Raw genomic sequence first — 22,272 nt, 5'->3', positions numbered from 1 at the left:
TTCAGCTGACCGGCGCCTTCGGCTTGGCTGAGCCAATCATCTTCCAGTTCTTGTAGAAGACCGAGTTGATGCGCTCGACGCTGACCGAGACAATCGCCAGAAGCCCTGCGATCAGGCCAGGGAACGGGGACGGGCGGACGATGTCGACAAAGACGCAGTAGCGGCGTCCGTCATACTCGTTGACCGAGCGGTGGAAGAGCGTGTCGTCGAAGATGAACAGCGGATTGTCGTGCCAGTAGTTCTTCCTGCTGCCGCACTGGACGAAGATTTCCGCCTTTACCGGGATCAGATTATAGAGCAGGCGCAGGCTGAGCCGCAGCGGTCCGAAATGCCAGGACGTCGACTCGCGGCCGCTGAAAACCGAGACCGCGATGGTCTTGACGTATGTGAAGTCCTTGTTGAACTCGGGGACGCTGTCGATCTTGTGCTTGCCATACCACTGATAGACGTACATGCCGCGGCGGCCGCCGCCGAAATTGGCGTCGATGTCGGCGATGATCTCGTCCTTGCGCGCCTTGAAGACATCCAGCACCTCGTTGATCTCACGCTGGTACTCTTGCGGAAACTGATCGAGCGTCCAGACGCCGGGATTTCTGTAGCAGAGAAGGTCCACAACCAGATTGAACGGCGAAAGCAGCCAGGTGAACAGGCCGTTGCCGAGGAAGTAGCGCTCGAACAGCATCGCGTTCTTCTGATCGTTTCGCATGACGTCGATCAGGCCGCAGACGATGAAGACCGTCGTCACCAGGGGAATGAAATAGAAGCCGAGCGCAAGAACGAGGGCCGCGACCGCAGCCTTGCGAATTGTCTTAACCGTCTGCTTTGTCATCGTCTTTCGCGGGGAGCGCGATCCTGTTCGCACGAGCCAAATAACGGCGACCCCCGCCAGCCGTGCGCCTTAATAGGATTTTTCGTGGTCCTGCACAATCCGCGCTGCAACAGGCCCGGCGCTTACTCCCGCTCTTTGCGCAGCTTTGCCCAGTATTCCAGCCGCTTCCGGACCTCGCGCTCGAAACCGCGCTCCGGCGGATCATAGAAGGTGTGGCGGCCCATCTTTTCCGGGAAGTAGTCCTGGCCGGAAAACGCATCCGGCTCGTCATGGTCGTAGCGGTAGCCGGCGCCGTAGTCCTCCTCTTTCATCAGCTTGGTCGGCGCATTGAGGATATGTTTGGGCGGCAGCAGCGACCCATGCTCCTTGGCCGCTCGCGTCGCCGCCTTGAAGGCGGTGTAGACGGCGTTCGATTTCGGCGCCGTGGCGAGATAGACGGCCGCCTCGGCGAAGGCCAACTCGCCCTCGGGAGAGCCGAGATAATCATAAGCGTCCTTGGCGGCGTTGGCGACGACCAGCGCCTGCGGATCGGCGAGCCCGATATCCTCCACCGCCATCCGCACCAGCCGGCGGCCGAGGTAGAGCGGGTCCTCACCCGCATCGAACATGCGCGCGAGATAGTAGAGCGCTGCGTCAGGGTCCGAACCGCGCACCGATTTATGCAGCGCCGAGATCAGGTTGTAGTGACCGTCCTGGCCCTTGTCGTAGATCGGCGCGCGGCGCTGGATCACGCGCTGAAGGCCTTCCGGACCGAAGACTTCGCCGGGCTTGGCGGCGCGCCAGACTTCCTCGGCCAATGTCAGCGACGCCCGGCCGTCGCCGTCGCTCATGCGGATGAGCATGGCCCGCGCCTCGTCGTCGAGCGGGAGCGCCCTGCCCTCGGTTTCCTCGGCACGTTCGAGCAGCTTGGCGATGCTCTCCTCTCCGAGTGAGCGGAACACCAGCACTCTGGCGCGGGAGAGCAACGCCGCATTGAGTTCGAAGGATGGGTTCTCCGTGGTCGCGCCGACCAGAACCACAGTCCCGTCTTCCATCACCGGCAGGAAGCCATCCTGCTGGGCGCGGTTGAAGCGATGGATCTCGTCTACGAAGAGCAGCGTCTGGCGGCCATTGGCCCGGCGCAACCTCGCCGCCTCGAACACTTTCTTGAGGTCGGCGACACCGGAAAACACCGCCGATATCTGCTCGAAGGCAAGGTGGGTCTCGCCGGCCAGCAGCCGCGCCACGGTCGTCTTGCCGGTGCCCGGTGGGCCCCAGAAGATCATCGAGCCGAGCGAGCCGGAATTGATCAGCCGCGTCAGTGCGCCGTCGGGCCCGGTCAGATGCTCCTGGCCGACGACCTCGCCGAGGTTCTTCGGGCGCAAGCGGTCGGCAAGCGGCCGCCCGGGCGGCGGCTTCTCCGGTTCATCGGCACTGAACAGGTCGGCCATGGTACTCTTCAGCCTGGAGCGCGACCTCTCCGATCGGGCTCAGTAACGCAATACTTGCCGCAGTATCTGCCCGCCGCGTTCGACGGTAAAGCGCCACCAGCGCGTGTCCTGCTGGGCAATCTGGGCCAGCGTCGCTGCTGTGTCGATGCTCGTGCCATTCACCTCGCGCACGATGTCGCCTGGCTGGAAGCCAAAATCGGCGGCCGGGGAATCGCGGTTGATGTCGACGACGGTGACGCCTTTGATGTCGCTCCGCAGGCCAAGCCGCTGCGCCAGCCGCGGCGACAGTTCCGCCACCTTGGCGCCGGCGAACGGACTGCGGCCATGCAGCGTCACTTCCGTGGCCTTTGCCCCTTCCGGCGCACGCTCCAGCGCGATCTCCATCGTCGCCTGCTGGCCCTTGCTCAGCACTGCGAAGGTCGCCTTGGAGCCGATCGACAGCGTCGCCATCCGGTAATCGAGCGCCTCGATGCTTTCCACCGGCGTGTTGTTGAGCGACAGCACGACATCGCCGGGCTTGAGCCCTGCCTTGCCGGCCGGGCCGGTCGCGTCGACCGAGGAGACCAGCGCGCCGGTCGGCTTTTCCATCCCGAGCGATTCCGCGATCTGCGGCGTCACCGCCTCGAATTCGGCGCCGATATAGGGCCGCTCGAAGAAATCGAGACCGGCCTTGGCGGCGTCGGCGAAAGCGCGAACCATATTCGCGGGAATAGCGAAGCCGATGCCGATCGAGCCGCCGCTGCGGCTGTAGATCGCCGTGTTGATACCGACCAGCTGGCCGCCCATGTTGATCAGCGCGCCACCGGAATTGCCGGGATTGATGGCAGCGTCCGTCTGGATGAAATAGCCCGAATCCGACACACCGATATGGCTGCGCGCGAGCGCCGAAACGATGCCGCTTGTGGTGGTCTGCCCGACACCGAACGGATTGCCGATCGCCAGCACCAGATCGCCCACCTCGAGCGCGTCGGAATCGCCGATGGCGATCACCGGGAACGGCTTGTCGCCCGAGATCTTGAGCACGGCGAGATCGAGCGTCTCGTCCTTCAGCATCACCTTGCTGGCAAATTCGCGCCCATCGGCGGTTGCTACCTTCACCTCGTCGGCACCCTTGATGACGTGATAGTTGGTGACGATGACGCCGCTCGGGTCGACCAGCACGCCGGATCCGAGGGAGGACTGGGCGCGGGGCCGGGTGCGGCCGAAGAACTCCTCGAAGAAGGGGTCGCCTTCGAAAGGCGATGTCACCTTGGCGGTCTGTGATGCATAGACATTGACGACGGCCGGCGCCGTCTGCTTGACCAGCGGAGCAAAGGAAAGCTGCACCTCTTCGCGGCCGAAGGGCACGCGCTTGTCCGGACCGGAGGTGGCGTTCTCGCCTTCGACGCCGTGCAGCAGATCGGTCAGCACGTCGGACAGGCCGGGATCAGCCGGCTTGGCAGCGTCCTCGGCCAACGCCTGTCTCACGGCGGGCGCCGCGGCAAAGGCGGCCAGCGCGCAAATTGCAACCAGAAACAGACGTTTGAACTGCATTCCGAATCCTCCAGTCGGGCGCCATTGTCCCGACGATTGTGCAGAATGAAAGGCTAATGCACTGAAATGCGACAATTGTCGCGCAAAACCATACGCTTGGCAGTGTCAACACGGCTCCGTCGGGCACTGCCGCCCAAATGCAAAAAGGGGCCCGAAGGCCCCTCGATGTCATCGGCGAACGCCAAGCCTCAGGCGGCTTCGGCTTCCTCGTTGCCGCCTTCGGCCTCGAGGCGGGCGCGGTCGGCGGCACCTTTGGCCGACGTGTCGCGGTCGACGAACTCGATGACCGCCATCGCAGCGTTGTCGCCGTGGCGGAAGCCCGCCTTCATGATGCGCAGGTAGCCGCCGTTGCGGGTGGCGTAGCGGGGGGCAATGGTCTCGAACAGGCGCTTGACGACGCCTTCATTGCCGATCTGCGCGATCACCTGGCGGCGGGCGTGCAGGTCGCCGCGCTTGCCGAGCGTCACCAGCTTCTCGACGATCGGACGCAGGTCCTTCGCCTTCGGCAGGGTTGTGACGATCTGCTCGTGCTCGATGAGGGACACGGCGAGATTGGCGAACATCGACTTGCGGTGGCTTACGCTGCGGGCGAACCGGCGGCCTTTAAATCCGTGGCGCATGGCTCTTCTCCTGGTGTTATGGGCGGTTGCCCGGCTGTTTCGATTTGTGAATGGTCAATAGTGAATGGTGAATGGAAGGGCTCTACGTCTCCGAAGCCGCCGATCGGCGACCATTCACCATTTCACCATTCTCAATTCACCGCTCAGTATTGATCTTCGTAACGCTTGGCGAGGTCTTCGATGTTTTCCGGCGGCCAGTCCGGCACTTCCATGCCGAGATGCAGGCCCATTGCCGCCAGCACTTCCTTGATCTCGTTCAGCGACTTGCGGCCGAAGTTCGGGGTGCGCAGCATCTCGGCTTCGGTCTTCTGGATCAGGTCGCCGATATAGACGATGTTGTCGTTCTTCAGGCAGTTGGCCGAACGCACCGAAAGCTCGAGCTCGTCGACCTTCTTGAGCAGCGCCGGGTTGAAGGCGAGCTCGGTGACCGCCTCGGTGGCGACTTCCTTCTGCGGCTCGTCGAAGTTGACGAACAGGCTGAGCTGGTCCTGCAGGATGCGGGCAGCGAAAGCCACCGCGTCTTCGCCCGAGATCGAACCGTCGGTCTCGATGGTCATGGTCAGCTTGTCATAGTCGAGAACCTGGCCCTCGCGGGTGTTCTCGACCTTGTAGGAGACCTTCTTTACCGGCGAGTAGAGGCTATCGACCGGGATCAGGCCGATCGGCGCGTCCTCGGCGCGATTGCGTTCGGCCGGCACATAGCCCTTGCCGGTGTCGACGGTGAACTCCATGCGGATCTCGGCGCCCTCGTCCAGCGTGCAGATCACGTGGTCGGGGTTGAGGATCTCGACGTCGCCGACGGTCTGGATGTCGCCCGCGAGCACCGCGCCGGGGCCCTGCTTGCGCACGACCATGCGCTTGGGACCGTCGCCTTCCATGCGGATGGCGATTTCCTTGATGTTGAGCACGATGTCGGTCACGTCCTCGCGCACACCGGCGATGGACGAGAATTCATGCAGGACGCCGTCGATCTGCACGGCGGTGACGGCCGCGCCGCGCAGCGAAGACAGAAGCACGCGCCGCAGCGCGTTGCCGAGGGTGAGGCCGAAGCCGCGCTCGAGCGGCTCGGCGACCAGCGTGGTCAGCGTCTTCTTCTTCGACGAAAACTCGATCTTGTTCGGCTTGATCAGTTCCTGCCAGTTTTTCTGGATCATGGTGTCTTCCTTCCTTTGACCCGCCACCATCCAATCGTGGCGGGCAGCCTGGAAAAACCGCGGCTGCGCCCAAGCGCTCGCGCGGCGTTCGGTAATTTCTTAGACGCGGCGCTTCTTGCGCGGGCGGCAGCCATTGTGCGGGATTGGCGTCACGTCACGGATCGAGGTGATGGTGAAGCCGGCAGCCTGCAGTGCGCGCAACGCCGATTCGCGACCGGAGCCGGGTCCGCAGACCTCGACCTCGAGCATGCGCATGCCGTGCTCCTGCGCCTTCTTCGCAACGTCTTCGGCCGCCATCTGGGCAGCGAACGGGGTCGACTTGCGCGAACCCTTGAAGCCCTGGGCGCCGGCCGACGACCAGGCAATCGAATTGCCCTGCGCGTCGGTGATGGTGATCATCGTGTTGTTGAAGGTCGAATTGACGTGGGCAACGCCCGACGAGATGTTCTTGCGTTCGCGACGGCGAACACGAGCGGCTTCCTTGGCCATGGTAGTCCTTTCAGTTGATCTCTACACCGCCGTAATGCCAGCGGCTCCACCTGGTAAGGGAGTAGGGGAATAGGGAAGTAAGGGAGCAGGGAACAAACGATCCGATTTTCGGACTATTCCCTACTGCCTTACTCCCCTACTCCCTTATTCCCCCAATTACTTCTTCTTGCCGGCGATCGCCTTGGCCGGGCCCTTGCGGGTGCGCGCATTGGTGTGCGTGCGCTGGCCGCGGACCGGCAGCGAGCGGCGATGACGCAGGCCGCGATAGCAGCCGAGGTCCATCAGCCGCTTGATGTTCATCGAGACTTCGCGGCGCAGGTCGCCTTCGACCTGATAGTCGCGGTCGATCGTCTCGCGGATCTGCAGCACTTCCGCGTCGGTCAGCTGGTTGACGCGCCGCTCGGCCGGGATGCCGACCTTGTCGACGATCTCCTGGGCGAACTTCTTGCCAATGCCGTGAATGTACTGAAGCGCGATGACGACGCGCTTGTTGGTCGGAATGTTGACGCCGGCTATACGAGCCATCTTCTCTCATCTCCATTTGGGCCGGACGCGCCGGCGCTGTCTAAGTTCCCCGCGTCCGGTGGAGGCCGGCCCTTGCGGGAGTTTCCTGGTTCAAAGCGGCTGCCCTGCCCTTGCGGGCAAGCAAAGTTCATGCCTGATAGGAAGACGGGCCGCCATACCCCAGCGAACCCCTGCAGTCAAGCGCAATCTTCAGTTCGCCGCGGCGGCCTCCTTCACGGTCGCCGCAAGAACCGCTTCGATCTCCGCGGTCACCGCGTCGATGCTGGCCATGCCGTCAACGCCTTTCAGCTTGCGCTTGGCGTAGTAGTAGCCGGTCAGCGGGGCGGTCTTCTTGTAATACTCCCGCAGGCGCTCCTCGAACACCGCCGGGTTGTCGTCCTTGCGCACCGGCTGGCCGGCGGCCTTGGCGTCCTCGGCCCGTTTCACGATTCGGCCGACCAGCGCCTTGTCGTCAACGACGAGCTCGATGACGGTATCCAGTGCGATCCCGCGCTCGGCGAGCATGGCGTCGACCGCGTCCGCCTGCACCAGCGTGCGCGGATAACCGTCGAGGATGAACCCCCTGGCGCAGTCGGGCTGGTCGATCCGTTCGGCGACGATGGCGTTGACGATGGCATCCGACACCAGTTCACCGGCATCCATCACCGCCTTTGCCCGCTTGCCGACTTCAGTTCCGGCCTGGACGGCGGCACGCAGCATGTCACCCGTGGAAAGCTGGGGGATGCCGTGATTGTCTACCAGTCTCTGTGCTTGCGTCCCCTTGCCCGCCCCTGGCGGTCCAAGCAATATCAGCCTCATCTGCTCCTCTTTCCCCCGCGCAACTTCGACTTCTTGATCAGCCCCTCATACTGGTGCGCGATCAGGTGACCCTGAATCTGCGCCACCGTGTCGAGCGTGACACTGACCACGATCAGAAGCGATGTGCCACCGAGGTAGAAAGGTACGCCAGTCGCCGAAATCAGGAACTCGGGCAGCAGACACACCAGCACCAGGTAGATGGCGCCGATGACGGTGATACGCGTCAGAACGTAATCGATATATTCCGCAGTGCGTTCGCCCGGACGATAGCCCGGAATGAAGCCCGAATGCTTCTTCAACTGGTCGGCCGTGTCCTTCGGGTTGAAGACGATCGCCGTGTAGAAGAAAGCGAAGAAGACGATCATCGCAGCGTAGAAGGCCATGTAAAGCGGCTGGCCATGGCCGAGCGAGGCGAGGATCGCGCTAGCCCAGGTGGGCAGGTTGGTCGTCTGCGAGAAACCGGCGACGGTCGCTGGCAGAAGCAGCAGTGACGACGCGAAGATCGGCGGGATGACGCCCGAGGTGTTGAGCTTCAGCGGCAGGTGCGAGGTATCGCCCTGGAACATCCGGTTGCCGACCTGACGCTTCGGATACTGGATCAGCAGCCGGCGCTGCGCGCGCTCGAAGAACACGATCAGCCCGATCACCACGATGGCGAGCACGATGATCGCCAGGATCAGGCTTGTCGACAGCGCGCCGGTGCGGCCAAGTTCCAGCGTGCCGGAGATCGCCCGCGGCAGGCCGGCGACGATGCCGGAGAAGATGATCAGCGAAATGCCGTTGCCGATGCCGCGCGCGGTGATCTGCTCGCCGAGCCACATCAGGAACATGGTGCCGCCGACCAGCGTAACGACGGTCGAGATGCGAAAGAACATGCCGGGATCGTTGACGATGCCGTTGCCGCCCTCGAGGCCGATCGAGATGCCGTAAGCCTGCACCAGAGCCAGCAGCACGGTGCCGTAGCGCGTGTACTGGTTGATGATCTTGCGGCCCTGCTCGCCCTCCTTCTTCAGCGCCTCAAGCGACGGGATGACCGAGGTCATGAGCTGCATGATGATGGAGGCGGAAATGTAGGGCATGATGCCGAGCGCGAAGATCGCCATGCGCTGCACGGCGCCGCCGGCGAACATGTTGAACATGCCGAGCACGCCCTTGCTCTGCGAGGAGAAGGCCTGGGCAAACGCGTCGGGATTGATGCCGGGAAGCGGGATGTAGGTGCCGAGGCGGTAGACGAGCAGCGCGCCCACGGTGAACCAGATGCGTTTCTTCAGATCCTCGGCTTTGGCGAAGGCCGCAAAATTCAGATTCGAGGCTAGTTGTTCAGCAGCCGAAGCCATGCCTGATTCTCCGCTAGAGCATGATGCCGAAAAGTGTGAAGCGGTTTTCGGACAATGCTCTACTTCTTTGATTTCTTTGCCGCTCGATGCCCGCAGCTCAGGCGGCGCCTGTCGCCGATGCTGACGAGATAAGCTCCAGACCGTAAACATGCAAGCGGCCGCGTTGACGCGGCCGCTCAATTGATCAGATCAAAACGCGGCTCGACGGCAATTCATCCGTGTCGGCCGCGCTTCAATTCGCCGTTACTCGGCGGCGGCCGCTTCCGGCAGCTTCACCGAACCGCCGGCCTTCTCGATCTTCTCGATCGCGGCCTTGGAGGCGCCGGCGACGTCGAAGGAAAGCTTGGCCTTCAGCTCGCCGTCAGACAGCACGCGCACGCCGTCCTTGGCGCGGCGGATGACGCCGGCGGCAATCAGAGCCTCGGCCGTCACAGTCGCCTTGGCGTCGAGCTTCTTGGCGTCGACGGCAGCCTGGATGCGGGCGAGCGACACGACGGTGAAGCTCTTGCCGAACAGGTTGTTGAAGCCGCGCTTCGGCAGGCGCCGGTAGAGCGGCATCTGGCCACCCTCGAAGCCGTTGATGGCGACACCGGAGCGAGCCTTCTGGCCCTTGACGCCGCGACCGGCGGTCTTGCCCGAGCCGGAGCCGATGCCGCGGCCGAGGCGCTTCTTGGAATGCGTGGCGCCGTCCTTGTCACGCAGATCGTTGAGTTTCATCTTCGTTCTCCTGCGCTTCTGCTCAGCCCTCGTCCACGACGCGGACGAGATGCTGGACGGCAGCGATCATGCCGCGCACGGAAGGAGTGTCTTCCAGGGTGCGCTGCTTGTGCATCTTGTTGAGCCCGAGGCCGACCAGCGTCGCACGCTGTTCCTTCGGCCGGCGGATCGGCGAACCGATCTGCTTGACGGTGATGGTTTTGGTAGCTTTCTTGGCCATGGTCGAAATCCCTGGTCAGCGTCGACTATTCTTCGGTCGCCACGGCAGTGCCGCGGCGAGCCTGAAGGGTCGAGTACTTGATGCCGCGCGCGGCAGCCACATCCTTGGGATGCATCTGGCTCTTTAGCGCGTCGAAGGTGGCGCGAACCATGTTGTACGGGTTCGACGAACCCATCGACTTGGCGACCACGTCATGCATGCCGAGCGTCTCGAAGACGGCGCGCATCGGGCCACCCGCGATGATGCCGGTACCCTGCTTGGCGGCGCGCAACAGCACGCGTCCGGCGCCCCAGCGGCCCTCGACGTCGTGATGCAGCGTGCGGCCCGAGCGCAGCGGCACGAAAATCATGTCGCGCTTGGCCGACTCGGTCGCCTTGCGGATCGCCTCCGGCACTTCGCGTGCCTTGCCGTGGCCGAAACCGACGCGGCCCTTCTGGTCGCCGACGACGACGAGAGCGGCAAAACCGAAGCGACGGCCGCCCTTCACCACCTTGGCGACGCGGTTGATGTGGACGAGCTTGTCCACCATGCCGTCGTCACGCTCTTCGCGCTCACGCTCGCGGCCGCGGCCGCCTTCTCTACGTTCCTGTGCCATATCCTAGTCCTTGTTCTTTTCCGGAAGCACGGGTTGCTGAAATGCCGGCGCCTCTTGTGGGTCGCCGGCGGCGAAATTCATTGCCCCTTTGCATGATCTGGTCCGAAAAGTCAGCAACTTTCGCTGCGCTGACCTCCCGGACCAGGAGCAAGCTTAGAAGCTCAGACCACCCTCGCGGGCGGCCTCGGCCAGCGCCTTGACGCGGCCGTGATAGATATAGGCGCCACGGTCGAAGACGACTTCCTTGACACCAGCCTTCGTCGCACGCTCGGCGATCAGCTTGCCCACCGCGGCAGCGGCGGCAGTGTCGGCGCCGGTCTTGAGCGAACCCTTGAGGTCCTTCTCCAGGGTGGAGGCGGCAGCCAGCGTGTGGCCCTTGGCGTCGTCGATGACCTGGACGTAGATATTCTTCGAGGTGCGGTGCACCGAAAGCCGCGGGCGCTCGCCGGCGACCTTCTTCAACTGGCGGCGCACGCGCTGCGCGCGGCGTTGGGTGGTTTCTTTCGGGCTTGCCATGATGTCAGTTCCTTGCCTTCAAAAAACGGGGGCAACCTTGTGCGGTAGGCCAGGCCTCCCGCGGCCGCTCCCCGCGGCGTTGCACTTGGTCCTTTGCGAAAAGTCTGCAACTTTTCGGGGCCAAGCCTACTACTTCTTCTTGCCTTCCTTGCGGACGATCCGCTCGTTGGCATAGCGCACGCCCTTGCCCTTGTAGGGCTCCGGGCCGCGATATTCGCGGATCTCGGCGGCGACCTGGCCGACCTGCTGCTTGTCGATGCCGGTGATCGTGATTTCAGTCGGCTTCGGCACCGCGATCGTGATGCCCTGCGGCGTCTCATAGACCACGTCGTGGCTGAAGCCGAGCGCCAGCTGCAGGTTCTTGCCCTGCATGGCGGCACGATAGCCGACGCCGGTGATCTCGAGCTTCTTCTCGAAGCCGTCCTTCACGCCCTGCAGGATGTTGACGATCTGCGTGCGCGACATGCCCCACTTGGAGCGGGCGGCCTTGGTCTGGTCGCGCGGCTCAACGGAGATCTCGTTGTTCTCCAGCTTGACCAGCACTTCGTCGTTGACCACGAATTTCAGCTCGCCCTTGGGGCCCTTCGCCGTCACGGTCTGGCCGGCAACGGTCGCGGTCACGCCCTGCGGCAGCGAAACGGGTTTCTTTCCGATACGAGACATTGTTGTCTCCTCTTTCCTTAACTGCTGTGAATGCTGAATGGTGAAGTGGAGAATGGCGCGGTCACAGTCCCGTGCAGTTTCACCATTCACTATTCACCATCGACCATCCACCCTTAGAAAATCTGGCAGAGAATTTCGCCGCCGACATTCTGCTCGCGTGCCTCATGGTCGGCCATCACGCCCTTCGGCGTCGACAGGATGGCGATGCCGAGGCCGTTGGCGACCTGCGGGATCGACTTGGCCGAGACGTAGACGCGGCGGCCAGGCTTCGAGACGCGCTCGATCTCGCGCACGACCGGCGCGCCATCGAAATACTTCAGCTCGATCTCGATTTCCGACTTGCCGTTGTCGAAGTCGGTCTGGCTGTAGTCGCGGATATAGCCTTCCGACTTCAGCACTTCGAGGACGCGGGCGCGCAGCCGCGAGGCCGGGGTCGAGACGCTCGACTTCTTGCGGCCGTAGGCGTTGCGGATGCGGGTCAGCATATCGCCGAGAGGATCGCTCAATGACATCTCAATGTCCTCCTTACCAGCTCGACTTGACCAGGCCCGGGATCTGGCCGGTGTTGCCCAGATCGCGAAGCGCGATACGCGAAAGCTTGAGCTTGCGATAGTAGGCGCGCGGACGGCCGGTGACTTCGCAGCGGTTGCGGATGCGGATCTTGGCCGAGTTGCGCGGCAGCGCCGAAAGCTTCAACTGGGCACGGAACCGTTCTTCCATCGGCTTGGACTGATCCATGACGATGGCCTTGAGCGCGTTGCGCTTGGCGGCGAACTGGCCGGCAAGCTTGCGGCGCCTGTTGTTCTTCTCGACTGAGCTGGTCTTTGCCATTTCAGATTTTTCCTTTTTCGCTGCCGTTACTGGCGGAAGGGGAAGTTGAAGGCCTTGAGCAACGCCCTGGCCTCGTCGTCCGTCTTCGCCGTCGTACAAACGATGACGTCCATGCCCCAGACCTGATCAACCTTGTCGTAATTGATCTCCGGGAACACGATGTGTTCCTTGATGCCCATGGCGTAGTTGCCACGGCCGTCAAAGCTCTTCGGGTTCAGCCCGCGGAAGTCGCGGACGCGCGGCAGCGCGATGTTCACGAGGCGGTCGAGGAACTCGTACATGCGTTCCTTGCGCAGCGTGACCTTGGCGCCGATCGGCATGTTCTCGCGCACCTTGAAGCCGGCAATCGAGTTGCGGGCGCGGGTGACCACGGCCTTCTGGCCGGCAATCAGCGCTAGGTCTTCGGCCGCGACCGAAGGCTTCTTGGAATCGCCGGTCGCCTCGCCGACACCCATGTTCAGCACGATCTTGTCGATGCGCGGAACCTGCATGTCGTTGTCGTAGCCGAACTGCTCCTGCAGCGCCTTGCGGATGGTCTCGTTGTAGACCTTCTTGAGGCGCGGCTCGTTCTTGGCAGCTGCCTGCTTGGTTTCAGCCTTAGCCATTGATGACTTCTCCCGAACGCTTGGCGACGCGCACCTTCTTGCCGTCCTTCTGGATGGCGAAACCGACGCGGGTCGGCTTGCCGTCCTTGGGATCGGCCAGCGCGATGTTCGACAGGTGGATCGGCGCTTCCTTGGTGATGATCCCGCCCTCTTGGGACTGGGTCTGCTTCTGGTGACGGCGAATGAGGTTCACGCCGCGAACGACCGCGGTGTCTTCCTTCGGCTGCACCGACAGGACTTCGCCCGAGCGGCCCTTGTCCTTGCCGGCAAGCACGACGACCTTGTCGCCTTTTCTGATCTTCTGCATTGGTCCGGCTCCTTACAGCACTTCAGGCGCGAGCGAGATGATCTTCATGTGGTTCTTGGCGCGAAGCTCGCGCGGAACCGGCCCGAAGATACGCGTGCCGATCGGCTCTTTCTTATTGTCGACGAGAACGGCCGCGTTCTTGTCGAAACGGATCACGCTGCCGTCCGGGCGGCGGATGTCCTTGGCCGTGCGAACCACGACCGCCTTCATAACATCGCCCTTCTTAACGCGGCCGCGCGGGATGGCTTCCTTGATCGACACCACGATGATGTCGCCGACGGAGGCATACTTCCGCTTCGAGCCGCCCAGCACCTTGATGCACATGACACGACGAGCGCCGGAATTATCCGCGACGTCGAGGTTTGTTTGCATCTGAATCATGACTGGCCGCCTTCTTCTTTTCTAACGGGACGGGCTCGAAGCCCCTCCCCGGTCTGTCCAAAATTCGTTTCGTTCGCCCGGATCAAGCCTGATCCGAAGTGACGACGATCCAGCGCTTGTCCTTGGAAATCGGCTTCGATTCCTGGATGAACACCTGGTCGCCGACCTTGTGGGCGTTGTTCTCGTCATGCGCCTTGTACTTCTTGGTCAGGCGCACGGTCTTCTTCATCACGGGATGCGTGAAGCGCCGCTCGACCTTGACGACGACCGTCTTCTCGTTCTTGTCGCTGACGACGGTGCCCTGCAGGATGCGCTTTGGCATGGTCTTAACCCTTCTTGGCCGCGGCTTTTTCCGCGGCGATGGTCTTGATGCGCGCGATGTCCCTGCGGACCTGCTTCACGCGCGCGGTCTTCTCGAGCTGGCCGGTGGCCTTCTGGAAGCGCAGATTGAACTGCTCCTTCTTCAGGCTGGCCAGATCGTCGGTCAGCTGATCCTGGGTCTTGGTCCGGATGTCTTCGGCTTTCATGGTTCAGCCCGTCCTTATTCTGCGATGCGCTGTACGAAGCGCGTCTTGACCGAGAGCTTGGCGGCACCGAGACGCAGCGCCTCACGCGCGGTCTCTTCGCTGACGCCGTCGATCTCGAACATGATGCGGCCAGGCTTGACGCGCGCCGCCCAGTAGTCGACGCCGCCCTTGCCCTTACCCATGCGGACTTCGGTCGGCTTCGAGGTGACCGGCAGATCCGGGAACACCCGGATCCAGACGCGGCCGGCGCGCTTCATCTCGCGGGTGATCGCGCGGCGGGCCGCCTCGATCTCACGCGCGGTGACGCGGTTCGGCTCAAGCGCCTTCAGTCCGAAACCGCCGAAATCCAGATTGGTGCCGCCCTTGGCGGCACCGTGGATACGGCCCTTGAACTGCTTGCGGAACTTTGTGCGCTTTGGCTGCAGCATCGTTCTAACTCCAAATTCTCAAATGTCTCAGGCGTTCTCGCGACGACGACCGCGCTCGCGCTCGCCCGACGGACCGCCATGATCGCCTTCCGTGGCGCGGCGTTCCGAAGCCATCGGGTCGTGCTCGAGGATCTCGCCCTTGAACACCCACACCTTGACGCCGCAGATGCCGTAGGCAGTGTTCGCCTCGGCCGTGCCGTAGTCGACATCGGCGCGCAGCGTGTGCAGCGGCACGCGGCCTTCGCGGTACCACTCCATGCGGGCGATTTCGGCGCCGCCGAGACGGCCCGAACAGTTGATGCGGATGCCCTCGGCGCCGAGGCGCATGGCCGACTGCACGGCGCGCTTCATGGCGCGGCGGAACGCGATGCGGCGCTCCAGCTGCTGCGCGATCGACTGCGCGATCAGCGTGGCGTCGATTTCCGGCTTGCGCACCTCAACGATGTTGAGGTGCGTCTCCGACTTCGTCATCTCCATCAGCTTCTTGCGAAGCTTCTCGATGTCGGCGCCCTTCTTGCCGATGATCAGGCCCGGACGCGCGGCATGGATGGTGACGCGGCACTTCTTGTGCGGGCGCTCGATCACGACCTTGGAGATCGCGGCCTGCTTGAGCTCCTTCTCAAGATAGTTGCGGATCTTGATGTCCTCATGCAGCAGCTGGCCGTATTCGCCGGTGTTCGCGAACCAGCGCGAATCCCAGGTGCGGTTGATGCCGAGACGCAGCCCGATCGGATTGACTTTCTGGCCCATTATGCGGCCTCCCCTTTTTCCTCGACTTCACGAACGACGATCGTGAGGTGCGAGAACGGCTTTTCGATACGGCTGGCGCGACCACGGCCACGAGCGTGGAACCGCTTCATGACGATCGACTTGCCGACATAGGCTTCCGCCACCACCAGCGCGTCGACGTCGAGGTCGTGGTTGTTTTCCGCGTTGGCGATCGCCGACTCCAGCGTCTTCTTGACCGTGCCGGAAATCCGCTTGGCCGAGAATTCGAGGTCGGAAAGCGCTGTCGCGACCTTCTTGCCGCGGATCAGCGCGGCAACCAGGTTCAGCTTCTGCGGGCTGATACGGATCGTGCGCAGCACGGCGCGCGCTTCGTTGTCAGCAAGCCTGCGCGGAGCTTTGGCCTTGCCCATGATTATTTCCTCTTCGCCTTCTTATCCGCGCCGTGACCGTAGTAGGTCCGGGTCGGAGCGAATTCACCGAACTTGTGGCCGACCATGTCCTCGTTCACGGAGACGGGAACATGCTTCTGGCCGTTGTAGACACCGAAGGTGAAGCCGACGAACTGCGGCAGGATGGTGGAGCGGCGGCTCCACATCTTGATCACCTCATTGCGACCGCCTTCACGAACCTTGTCCACCTTCTTGAGAAGGTAGCCGTCGATGAAGGGGCCTTTCCAAATCGAACGAGTCACTTGGCGTTACCTCTTCTTAGCTCTTGCGCTGATGGCGCGAGCGCACGATGAACTTGTCGGTCGCCTTGTTGGACCGCGTCTTCTTGCCCTTGGTCGGCTTGCCCCAGGGCGAAACCGGATGGCGGCCACCCGAGGTGCGGCCTTCACCGCCGCCGTGAGGATGATCGACCGGGTTCATGGCCACGCCGCGATTGTGCGGGCGCTTGCCGCGCCACACCGTACGGCCGGCCTTGCCGTCGTTGATGTTGCCGTGGTCGGGGTTCGACACGGCGCCGACGGTGGCCATGCACGAACCGTGCACGATGCGCTGCTCGCCCGAGTTCAGGCGCAGGATCGCCATGCCCTGGTCGCGGCCGACGAGCTGGGCGTAACCGCCCGCCGAACGGGCGACCTGGCCGCCCTTGCCCGGCTTCAGCTCGATGTTGTGGACGATCGTGCCGACCGGCATCGAGGCCAGCGGCATCGCATTGCCCGGCTTCACGTCGACGGCTTCGCCGGCCACGATCTTGTCGCCGGCGGCAAGACGCTGCGGCGCCAGGATGTAGGACAGCTCGCCATCGTCATACTTGATCAGCGCGATGAAGGCGGTCCGGTTCGGATCGTATTCGATACGCTCCACCGTGCCGACGATGTCGAACTTCTTACGCTTGAAGTCGATGATGCGGTACGAGCGCTTGTGACCGCCGCCGATGAAGCGGGCCGTGATGCGGCCGTAGTTGTTTCGGCCGCCCGACTTGGTCAGGCCTTCGGTCAGGCCCTTGACGGGCTTGCCCTTGTAGAGGCCCGAGCGGTCGACGATGACCAGCTGGCGGGTGCTCGGCGTCACCGGGTTGAATTTCTTGAGTGCCATTGTCCTGTCCTCGCGGCCTTGCTCAGAGACCCGTCGCGACGTCGATCGACTGGCCGTCGGCCAGCGTCACAACCGCCTTCTTGACGTCGCCCTGGCGGCCAACCGTGCCGCGGAAGCGCTTGATCTTGCCCTTGCGGACGAGCGTGTTCACGGCCGTCACCTTGACGCCGAAGAGAGCTTCGACGGCGGCCTTGATTTCCGGCTTCGACGCCTTCTTGGCGACGTTGAAGACGACCTGGTTCTGCTCGGAAGCCATGGTCGACTTTTCGGTGATCGCCGGCGAGACGATCACGTCGTAGTGACGAAGGTCGGTCATTTGAAGCGCTCCTCGAGAGCCTCGACGGCGGCCTTCGAAAGGACCAGCGTGCCGCGGCGCAGAATGTCGTAGACGTTGATGCCCTGGATCGGCAGCACGTCGATGTTCGGAATGTTGGTCGCCGCCAGCTTGAAGTTCTGGTCGAGCTCGGCGCCGCCGATCACCAGGGCATTGGTCAGCCCCAGCGTCTCCAGGCTCGCGGCCAGCGCTTTCGTCTTGGCCTCGGCCAGCTTCAGCTCGTCGACGATGATGATCGAAGCGCTCTTGGCTTTGGCCGAGAGAGCATGCTTCAAGCCCAGCGCACGCACCTTCTTCGGCAGGTCGTGCTCATGGCTGCGCACGACCGGGCCGTGCGCCTTGCCGCCGCCGCGGAACTGCGGAGCGCGAGCCGAATGGTGACGGGCGCGGCCGGTACCCTTCTGCTTGTACATCTTGGCGCCGGTGCGCGCGATCTCGGCGCGGCCCTTGGCCTTGTGCGTGCCCTGCTGCTTCTTGGCGAGCTGCCAGCGCACGACGCGCTGCAGGATGTCCTCGCGCGGGTCAAGGCCGAAAATCTCCTCGGAGAGTTTCACCTTGCCGGCGTCCTTGCCGCCGAGCGTTGTAATCTTGAGGTCCATTATTCAGCTCCCTCGGTGGCCGGGGCGTCGTTCTTGGCGACAGCGGCAGCGCGGATTGCGGCAGGCTTCGGTGCGTTGGCGGGCAGCGCAACCTTGGCCGCGTCGCGGACCAGGATCCAGGCGCCCTTGACGCCAGGAACGGCGCCGCGGATCAGGATCAGGCCGCGGTCGGCATCGGTCGAGACGACCTCGACATTCTGCGTGGTGACGCGGACGTCGCCCATGTGGCCGGCCATCTTCTTGCCCTTGAACACCTTGCCGGGGTCCTGGCGCTGACCGGTCGAACCGTGCGTGCGGTGCGAAACCGAGTTACCGTGCGTGGCGCGGCCGCCACCCATGTTGTGCCGCTTGATCACGCCCTGGAAACCCTTGCCGGTCGAGGTGCCCGTCACGTCGACCTTCTGGCCGGCGACGAAATGCTCGACGGTCAGCTCGGCGCCGACGTCGATCATGTTGTCGGCGGAGACGCGGAACTCGGCGAGCTTCGCCTTCGGCTCGACGGAGGCGGCAGCGAAATGGCCGCGCATCGCCTTCGACGTGTTCTTCACCTTGGCAAGGCCAACGCCGAGCTGGACGGCGGTGTAGCCGTTCTTCTCCTGCGTGCGCTGCGCCACGACCTGGCAGTTCTCCATCTGGAGAACAGTGACGGGAACATGTTCCCCGGCATCGTTGTAGATGCGGGTCATTCCCACCTTCTTTGCAATCACACCTGAACGCATCGGTTCAATTCCTTTAGAGTTCCCTGTCGGGGCTAGCGCCCCTCCACGCCTCTTGTTCCTTCAGAGTTCCGGGTCGCCCCGCCCTCTTGTTCCTTAGAGCTTGATCTCGACGTCGACACCGGCGGCCAGATCGAGCTTCATCAGAGCATCGACCGTCTGCGGGGTCGGGTCGACGATGTCGAGCAGCCGCTTGTGGGTGCGCATCTCGAACTGCTCGCGGCTCTTCTTGTCGACGTGAGGCGACCGGTTGACCGTGAACTTTTCGATCCGCGTCGGCAGCGGAATGGGGCCACGGACGTTGGCGCCGGTGCGCTTGGCGGTCGACACGATTTCGCGCGTCGAGGCGTCGAGCACCCGGTGATCAAACGCCTTAAGGCGGATGCGGATATTCTGTCCGTTCATGCGTCAATTCCTTGTTCTGGCGCGGCGCGGGCATCCCGCGCCCGCGACAGATCGTTTCGGTCCAATTACTCTTTGATGGTGACGACGATGCCGGCACCGACGGTGCGGCCGCCTTCACGGATGGCGAAGCGCAGCTTCTCTTCCATCGCGATCGGCACGATCAGCTCGACGTCGACGGTGATGTTGTCGCCGGGCATCACCATCTCGGTGCCGGCCGGCAGCGTCACGATGCCGGTCACGTCCGTGGTGCGGAAGTAGAACTGCGGACGGTAGTTGGTGAAGAACGGCGTGTGGCGGCCGCCCTCGTCCTTGGTCAGGATGTAGGCCTCGGCCACGAACTTCTTGTGCGGCTTGACCGAGCCCGGCTTGGCCAGGACCTGGCCGCGCTCGACGCCCTCGCGGTCGACGCCGCGCAGCAGCGCGCCGATGTTGTCGCCGGCCTGGCCCTGGTCGAGCAGCTTGCGGAACATTTCCACGCCCGTGCAGGTCGTCTTGGTGGTCGGCCGGATGCCGACGATCTCCAGCTCCTCGCCGACCTTGACCACGCCGCGCTCGACGCGGCCGGTCACCACGGTGCCGCGGCCCGAGATCGAGAACACGTCCTCGATCGGCATCAGGAACGGCTTGTCCAGCGGACGCACCGGCGTCGGGATGTAGGCGTCGACCTGCGCCATCAGCTCGCGGATGGCGTCCTCGCCGATGGTCTTGTTGGAGTCTTCCAGCGCCGCCAGCGCCGAGCCCTTGACGATCGGAATGTCGTCGCCGGGGAACTCGTTCTTGGTCAGCAGCTCGCGCACCTCGAGCTCGACCAGCTCCAGAAGCTCGGCGTCGTCGACCTGGTCGACCTTGTTCAGGAACACCACGATCGACGGCACGCCGACCTGGCGGGCGAGCAGGATGTGCTCGCGCGTCTGCGGCATCGGGCCGTCGGCGGCCGACACCACCAGGATCGCGCCGTCCATCTGCGCGGCGCCGGTGATCATGTTCTTCACATAGTCGGCGTGGCCGGGGCAGTCGACGTGGGCATAGTGCCGGTTGGCCGTCTCGTACTCGACGTGCGCGGTCGAAATCGTGATGCCGCGCGCCTTCTCTTCCGGCGCCGCGTCGATCTGGTCATAGCGCTTGTATTCGCCAAAATACTTGGTGATCGCCGCCGTCAGCGACGTCTTGCCGTGATCGACGTGGCCGATCGTGCCAATGTTCACATGCGGCTTGGTGCGCTCGAATTTACCTTTTGCCACTGTATTTCTCCGTCTTTACTCGTCCCGCTCGGGGAAATTGATATTCGCTCCAGCCGAACCGGAAACGCGCAAGAGGCGCGGATCCGGCGGCACAGGCATTCTCACGCGTACTTTTTCTGGACTTCCTGAGCCACCGCCGTGGGGACCGGCTCGTAGTGGTCGAACTGCATCGTGTACTGGGCGCGGCCCTGCGACATCGAACGCAGATTGTCGACATACTTGAACATGTTGGCGAGCGGCACCATCGCGTTGATGACGACGGCCACGCCGCGCGCTTCCTGGCCCTGGATCTGGCCGCGACGGCCGTTGAGGTCGCCAATGACGCCACCGACATAGTCTTCCGGTGTCACCACCTCGACCTTCATGATCGGCTCGAGCAGCTGCACGCCGAGCTTCGGGGCCGCTTCCTTGAAGCAGGCGCGGGAAGCGATTTCGAAGGCGAGAACCGACGAGTCCACGTCGTGGAAGGCGCCGTCGATCAGCGTCGCCTTGACGCCGATCATCGGGAAGCCCGCGAACGGGCCGGAGCCCATGACGCTCTGGATGCCCTTCTCGACGCCGGGGATGTATTCCTTCGGCACCGCGCCGCCGACGATCTTGGACTCGAACACGAACTCCTCGCTCTCGGAGTTCGGCTCGAACACCAGCTTGACGCGGGCGAACTGGCCGGTACCGCCGGTCTGCTTCTTGTGCGTGTAGTCCTGCTCGTGGGTGCGGGTGATCGTCTCGCGATAGGCCACCTGCGGAGCGCCGACATTCGCCTCGACCTTGAACTCGCGGCGCATGCGGTCGACGATGATGTCGAGATGCAGCTCGCCCATACCGGCGATGATGGTCTGGCCGCTTTCCTCGTCGGTCTTGACGCGGAAGGACGGATCCTCGGCCGCCAGGCGATGCAGCGCCAGGCCCATCTTCTCCTGGTCGTTCTTGGTCTTCGGCTCGATGGCGATCTGGATGACCGGATCAGGGAATTCCATGCGCTCGAGAATGACAGGGTGCAGCGGATCGCAAAGCGTGTCGCCGGTGGTCGTGTCCTTGAGGCCGGCCAGGGCGACGATGTCGCCGGCGTAAGCCTCCTCGATGTCGGCGCGCGAATTCGCATGCATCTGCAGCATGCGGCCGATGCGCTCCTTCTTGCCCTTAACGGTGTTGTCGAGGGAGGCGCCCTTCGACAGCTTGCCCGAATAGATGCGGGCGAAGGTCAGCGAACCGACGAACGGGTCGTTCATGATCTTGAACGCCAGCATCGACAACGGCTCGCTGTCGGTCGCATGACGCTCGATCTCGGCATCCGTCTTGGCGTCGACGCCCTTGATCGCCGGCACGTCGATGGGCGACGGCAGGTATTCGACAACGGCGTCGAGCAGCGGCTGCACGCCCTTGTTCTTGAAGGCAGAGCCGCAGAACATCGGGAAGAACTTGACCGCGATGGTGCCCTTGCGGATCAGCGCGCGGATCTCGTCGTTCGACGGCATGTTGCCTTCGAGGTAATTCTCGAGCGCGGTCTCGTCCATCTCGACGGCGGCCTCGATCATCTTCTCGCGATACTGAGCGGCCTTCTCCTTGAGATCGGCCGGGATCTCGACGACGTCCCAGGCGGCACCCAGCGTCTCGTCGCGCCAGACAAGCGCGTTCATCTCGACGAGATCGACAACGCCCTTGAACTCGGTCTCGGCGCCGATCGGCAGCTGCATGACGACGGCCTGCGCGCCGAGGCGCGAACCGATCATTTCCACCGAGCGGTAGAAGTCGGCGCCGATCTTGTCCATCTTGTTGCAGAAGATCATGCGCGGCACGTGGTACTTGTCGGCCTGGCGCCACACGGTCTCGGTCTGCGGCTCGACGCCGGCATTGGCATCGAGCAGCGCGATCGCGCCGTCGAGCACGCGCAGCGAGCGCTCGACCTCGATGGTGAAGTCGACGTGTCCGGGAGTGTCGATGATGTTGAAGCGGCGCATCTTGCCGTCACGACCCTTCCAGAAGGTCGTGGTCGCGGCCGAGGTGATGGTGATGCCGCGTTCCTGCTCCTGCTCCATCCAGTCCATGGTGGCAGCGCCGTCATGGACTTCGCCGATCTTGTGCGACTTGCCCGTGTAGTACAGGACGCGCTCGGTCGTCGTCGTCTTGCCGGCGTCGATATGCGCCATGATACCGAAATTGCGGTAGTCTTCGATTTTGTATTCGCGGGCCATGGTAGGTGCC

At 63.5% G+C, this 22,272-nt stretch carries 32 protein-coding genes; all 32 read right to left on the bottom strand.

What is annotated here, in order from left to right; genetic code table 11:
- Window position 1: 1 nt before the first annotated feature.
- Window positions 2–829, bottom strand: a complete 828-nt coding sequence (locus EJ074_RS02565) for an aspartyl/asparaginyl beta-hydroxylase domain-containing protein (protein ID WP_095807470.1) — start codon at window positions 827–829, stop codon at window positions 2–4.
- Between the two features lie 122 nt (window positions 830–951).
- Complete coding sequence (locus EJ074_RS02560; RefSeq protein WP_095807471.1) at window positions 952–2,259, bottom strand: replication-associated recombination protein A; 1,308 nt, start codon at window positions 2,257–2,259, stop codon at window positions 952–954.
- Between the two features lie 39 nt (window positions 2,260–2,298).
- Window positions 2,299–3,792, bottom strand: coding sequence for a DegQ family serine endoprotease (locus tag EJ074_RS02555; protein ID WP_095807472.1), 1,494 nt, complete (start codon window positions 3,790–3,792; stop codon window positions 2,299–2,301).
- Between the two features lie 188 nt (window positions 3,793–3,980).
- Window positions 3,981–4,412, bottom strand: a complete 432-nt coding sequence (gene rplQ, locus EJ074_RS02550; RefSeq protein WP_095807473.1) for a 50S ribosomal protein L17 — start codon at window positions 4,410–4,412, stop codon at window positions 3,981–3,983.
- 143 nt (window positions 4,413–4,555) lie between these two features.
- On the bottom strand, window positions 4,556–5,566 hold the full coding sequence (locus EJ074_RS02545; RefSeq protein WP_059188661.1) for a DNA-directed RNA polymerase subunit alpha: 1,011 nt from the start codon (window positions 5,564–5,566) through the stop codon (window positions 4,556–4,558).
- Between the two features lie 99 nt (window positions 5,567–5,665).
- Complete coding sequence (gene rpsK / locus EJ074_RS02540) at window positions 5,666–6,055, bottom strand: 30S ribosomal protein S11 (RefSeq protein ID WP_006205444.1); 390 nt, start codon at window positions 6,053–6,055, stop codon at window positions 5,666–5,668.
- 156 nt (window positions 6,056–6,211) lie between these two features.
- Entirely contained in the window at window positions 6,212–6,580 is a 369-nt protein-coding gene (gene rpsM, locus EJ074_RS02535) for a 30S ribosomal protein S13 (protein WP_024924780.1), read from the bottom strand.
- Window positions 6,581–6,769: 189 nt separating this feature from the next.
- On the bottom strand, window positions 6,770–7,378 hold the full coding sequence (locus EJ074_RS02530; RefSeq protein ID WP_129552753.1) for an adenylate kinase: 609 nt from the start codon (window positions 7,376–7,378) through the stop codon (window positions 6,770–6,772).
- Window positions 7,375–8,715: a preprotein translocase subunit SecY gene (secY, locus tag EJ074_RS02525; protein ID WP_095807475.1), complete on the bottom strand. Its 1,341-nt coding sequence runs from the start codon at window positions 8,713–8,715 to the stop codon at window positions 7,375–7,377. The genes EJ074_RS02530 and secY overlap by 4 nt, the downstream gene beginning before the upstream one ends.
- Before the next feature lie 243 nt (window positions 8,716–8,958).
- Window positions 8,959–9,432, bottom strand: a complete 474-nt coding sequence (gene rplO / locus EJ074_RS02520; protein ID WP_095807476.1) for a 50S ribosomal protein L15 — start codon at window positions 9,430–9,432, stop codon at window positions 8,959–8,961.
- Window positions 9,433–9,454: 22 nt separating this feature from the next.
- The gene (gene rpmD, locus EJ074_RS02515) at window positions 9,455–9,652 is read right to left on the bottom strand and encodes a 50S ribosomal protein L30 (protein WP_095807477.1); all 198 of its coding nucleotides are present in this window, start codon (window positions 9,650–9,652) and stop codon (window positions 9,455–9,457) included.
- A 25-nt stretch (window positions 9,653–9,677) separates the two neighbouring features.
- Window positions 9,678–10,247 carry a 30S ribosomal protein S5 gene (gene rpsE, locus EJ074_RS02510; protein WP_095807478.1) on the bottom strand — a complete coding sequence of 190 codons (570 nt, stop codon included), beginning with the start codon at window positions 10,245–10,247 and terminating at the stop codon, window positions 9,678–9,680.
- 153 nt (window positions 10,248–10,400) lie between these two features.
- Window positions 10,401–10,763: a 50S ribosomal protein L18 gene (gene rplR / locus EJ074_RS02505; RefSeq protein ID WP_095807479.1), complete on the bottom strand. Its 363-nt coding sequence runs from the start codon at window positions 10,761–10,763 to the stop codon at window positions 10,401–10,403.
- A gap of 129 nt (window positions 10,764–10,892) precedes the next feature.
- Complete coding sequence (gene rplF, locus EJ074_RS02500; RefSeq protein ID WP_095807480.1) at window positions 10,893–11,426, bottom strand: 50S ribosomal protein L6; 534 nt, start codon at window positions 11,424–11,426, stop codon at window positions 10,893–10,895.
- A 113-nt stretch (window positions 11,427–11,539) separates the two neighbouring features.
- A complete protein-coding gene (gene rpsH, locus EJ074_RS02495; RefSeq protein WP_059188496.1) occupies window positions 11,540–11,938 on the bottom strand; it encodes a 30S ribosomal protein S8 in 399 nt (132 codons plus the stop codon).
- A gap of 13 nt (window positions 11,939–11,951) precedes the next feature.
- Complete coding sequence (gene rpsN / locus EJ074_RS02490; protein ID WP_095807481.1) at window positions 11,952–12,257, bottom strand: 30S ribosomal protein S14; 306 nt, start codon at window positions 12,255–12,257, stop codon at window positions 11,952–11,954.
- A 26-nt stretch (window positions 12,258–12,283) separates the two neighbouring features.
- Entirely contained in the window at window positions 12,284–12,862 is a 579-nt protein-coding gene (gene rplE / locus EJ074_RS02485) for a 50S ribosomal protein L5 (RefSeq protein WP_095807482.1), read from the bottom strand.
- Entirely contained in the window at window positions 12,855–13,169 is a 315-nt protein-coding gene (rplX, locus tag EJ074_RS02480; protein ID WP_095807483.1) for a 50S ribosomal protein L24, read from the bottom strand. The genes rplE and rplX overlap by 8 nt, the downstream gene beginning before the upstream one ends.
- Window positions 13,170–13,181: 12 nt before the next feature.
- Window positions 13,182–13,550: a 50S ribosomal protein L14 gene (gene rplN, locus EJ074_RS02475; protein ID WP_006205457.1), complete on the bottom strand. Its 369-nt coding sequence runs from the start codon at window positions 13,548–13,550 to the stop codon at window positions 13,182–13,184.
- Between the two features lie 82 nt (window positions 13,551–13,632).
- A complete protein-coding gene (gene rpsQ / locus EJ074_RS02470) occupies window positions 13,633–13,872 on the bottom strand; it encodes a 30S ribosomal protein S17 (protein WP_059188492.1) in 240 nt (79 codons plus the stop codon).
- A 4-nt stretch (window positions 13,873–13,876) separates the two neighbouring features.
- Window positions 13,877–14,077 carry a 50S ribosomal protein L29 gene (rpmC, locus tag EJ074_RS02465; protein ID WP_095807484.1) on the bottom strand — a complete coding sequence of 67 codons (201 nt, stop codon included), beginning with the start codon at window positions 14,075–14,077 and terminating at the stop codon, window positions 13,877–13,879.
- Window positions 14,078–14,091: 14 nt separating this feature from the next.
- Window positions 14,092–14,505 (bottom strand): 50S ribosomal protein L16, encoded by a 414-nt coding sequence (gene rplP, locus EJ074_RS02460; RefSeq protein WP_040994621.1) that lies wholly within the window; start codon window positions 14,503–14,505, stop codon window positions 14,092–14,094.
- Window positions 14,506–14,532: 27 nt separating this feature from the next.
- Entirely contained in the window at window positions 14,533–15,255 is a 723-nt protein-coding gene (gene rpsC, locus EJ074_RS02455; RefSeq protein WP_095807485.1) for a 30S ribosomal protein S3, read from the bottom strand.
- Complete coding sequence (gene rplV / locus EJ074_RS02450; protein ID WP_010909277.1) at window positions 15,255–15,644, bottom strand: 50S ribosomal protein L22; 390 nt, start codon at window positions 15,642–15,644, stop codon at window positions 15,255–15,257. Before rplV ends, rpsC begins: the two co-directional genes overlap by 1 nt.
- 2 nt (window positions 15,645–15,646) lie before the next feature.
- Window positions 15,647–15,925, bottom strand: a complete 279-nt coding sequence (rpsS, locus tag EJ074_RS02445; RefSeq protein WP_006205463.1) for a 30S ribosomal protein S19 — start codon at window positions 15,923–15,925, stop codon at window positions 15,647–15,649.
- A gap of 16 nt (window positions 15,926–15,941) precedes the next feature.
- On the bottom strand, window positions 15,942–16,775 hold the full coding sequence (gene rplB / locus EJ074_RS02440) for a 50S ribosomal protein L2 (RefSeq protein WP_095807486.1): 834 nt from the start codon (window positions 16,773–16,775) through the stop codon (window positions 15,942–15,944).
- 22 nt (window positions 16,776–16,797) lie between these two features.
- A complete protein-coding gene (locus EJ074_RS02435) occupies window positions 16,798–17,091 on the bottom strand; it encodes a 50S ribosomal protein L23 (RefSeq protein ID WP_040983033.1) in 294 nt (97 codons plus the stop codon).
- A complete protein-coding gene (gene rplD / locus EJ074_RS02430) occupies window positions 17,088–17,708 on the bottom strand; it encodes a 50S ribosomal protein L4 (RefSeq protein WP_095807487.1) in 621 nt (206 codons plus the stop codon). Before rplD ends, EJ074_RS02435 begins: the two co-directional genes overlap by 4 nt.
- The gene (gene rplC, locus EJ074_RS02425) at window positions 17,708–18,427 is read right to left on the bottom strand and encodes a 50S ribosomal protein L3 (RefSeq protein ID WP_095807488.1); all 720 of its coding nucleotides are present in this window, start codon (window positions 18,425–18,427) and stop codon (window positions 17,708–17,710) included. Before rplC ends, rplD begins: the two co-directional genes overlap by 1 nt.
- A gap of 93 nt (window positions 18,428–18,520) precedes the next feature.
- A complete protein-coding gene (gene rpsJ / locus EJ074_RS02420) occupies window positions 18,521–18,829 on the bottom strand; it encodes a 30S ribosomal protein S10 (protein ID WP_006205468.1) in 309 nt (102 codons plus the stop codon).
- A gap of 65 nt (window positions 18,830–18,894) precedes the next feature.
- Window positions 18,895–20,070 (bottom strand): elongation factor Tu, encoded by a 1,176-nt coding sequence (tuf, locus tag EJ074_RS02415; protein WP_095805843.1) that lies wholly within the window; start codon window positions 20,068–20,070, stop codon window positions 18,895–18,897.
- A gap of 101 nt (window positions 20,071–20,171) precedes the next feature.
- Window positions 20,172–22,262, bottom strand: a complete 2,091-nt coding sequence (fusA, locus tag EJ074_RS02410) for an elongation factor G (RefSeq protein WP_095805834.1) — start codon at window positions 22,260–22,262, stop codon at window positions 20,172–20,174.
- Window positions 22,263–22,272 lie beyond the last annotated feature (10 nt).

The organism is Mesorhizobium sp. M3A.F.Ca.ET.080.04.2.1, assembly GCF_003952525.1.
Taxonomy (GTDB): domain Bacteria; phylum Pseudomonadota; class Alphaproteobacteria; order Rhizobiales; family Rhizobiaceae; genus Mesorhizobium.
This window is presented reverse-complemented; position numbering and strand designations above follow the sequence as displayed.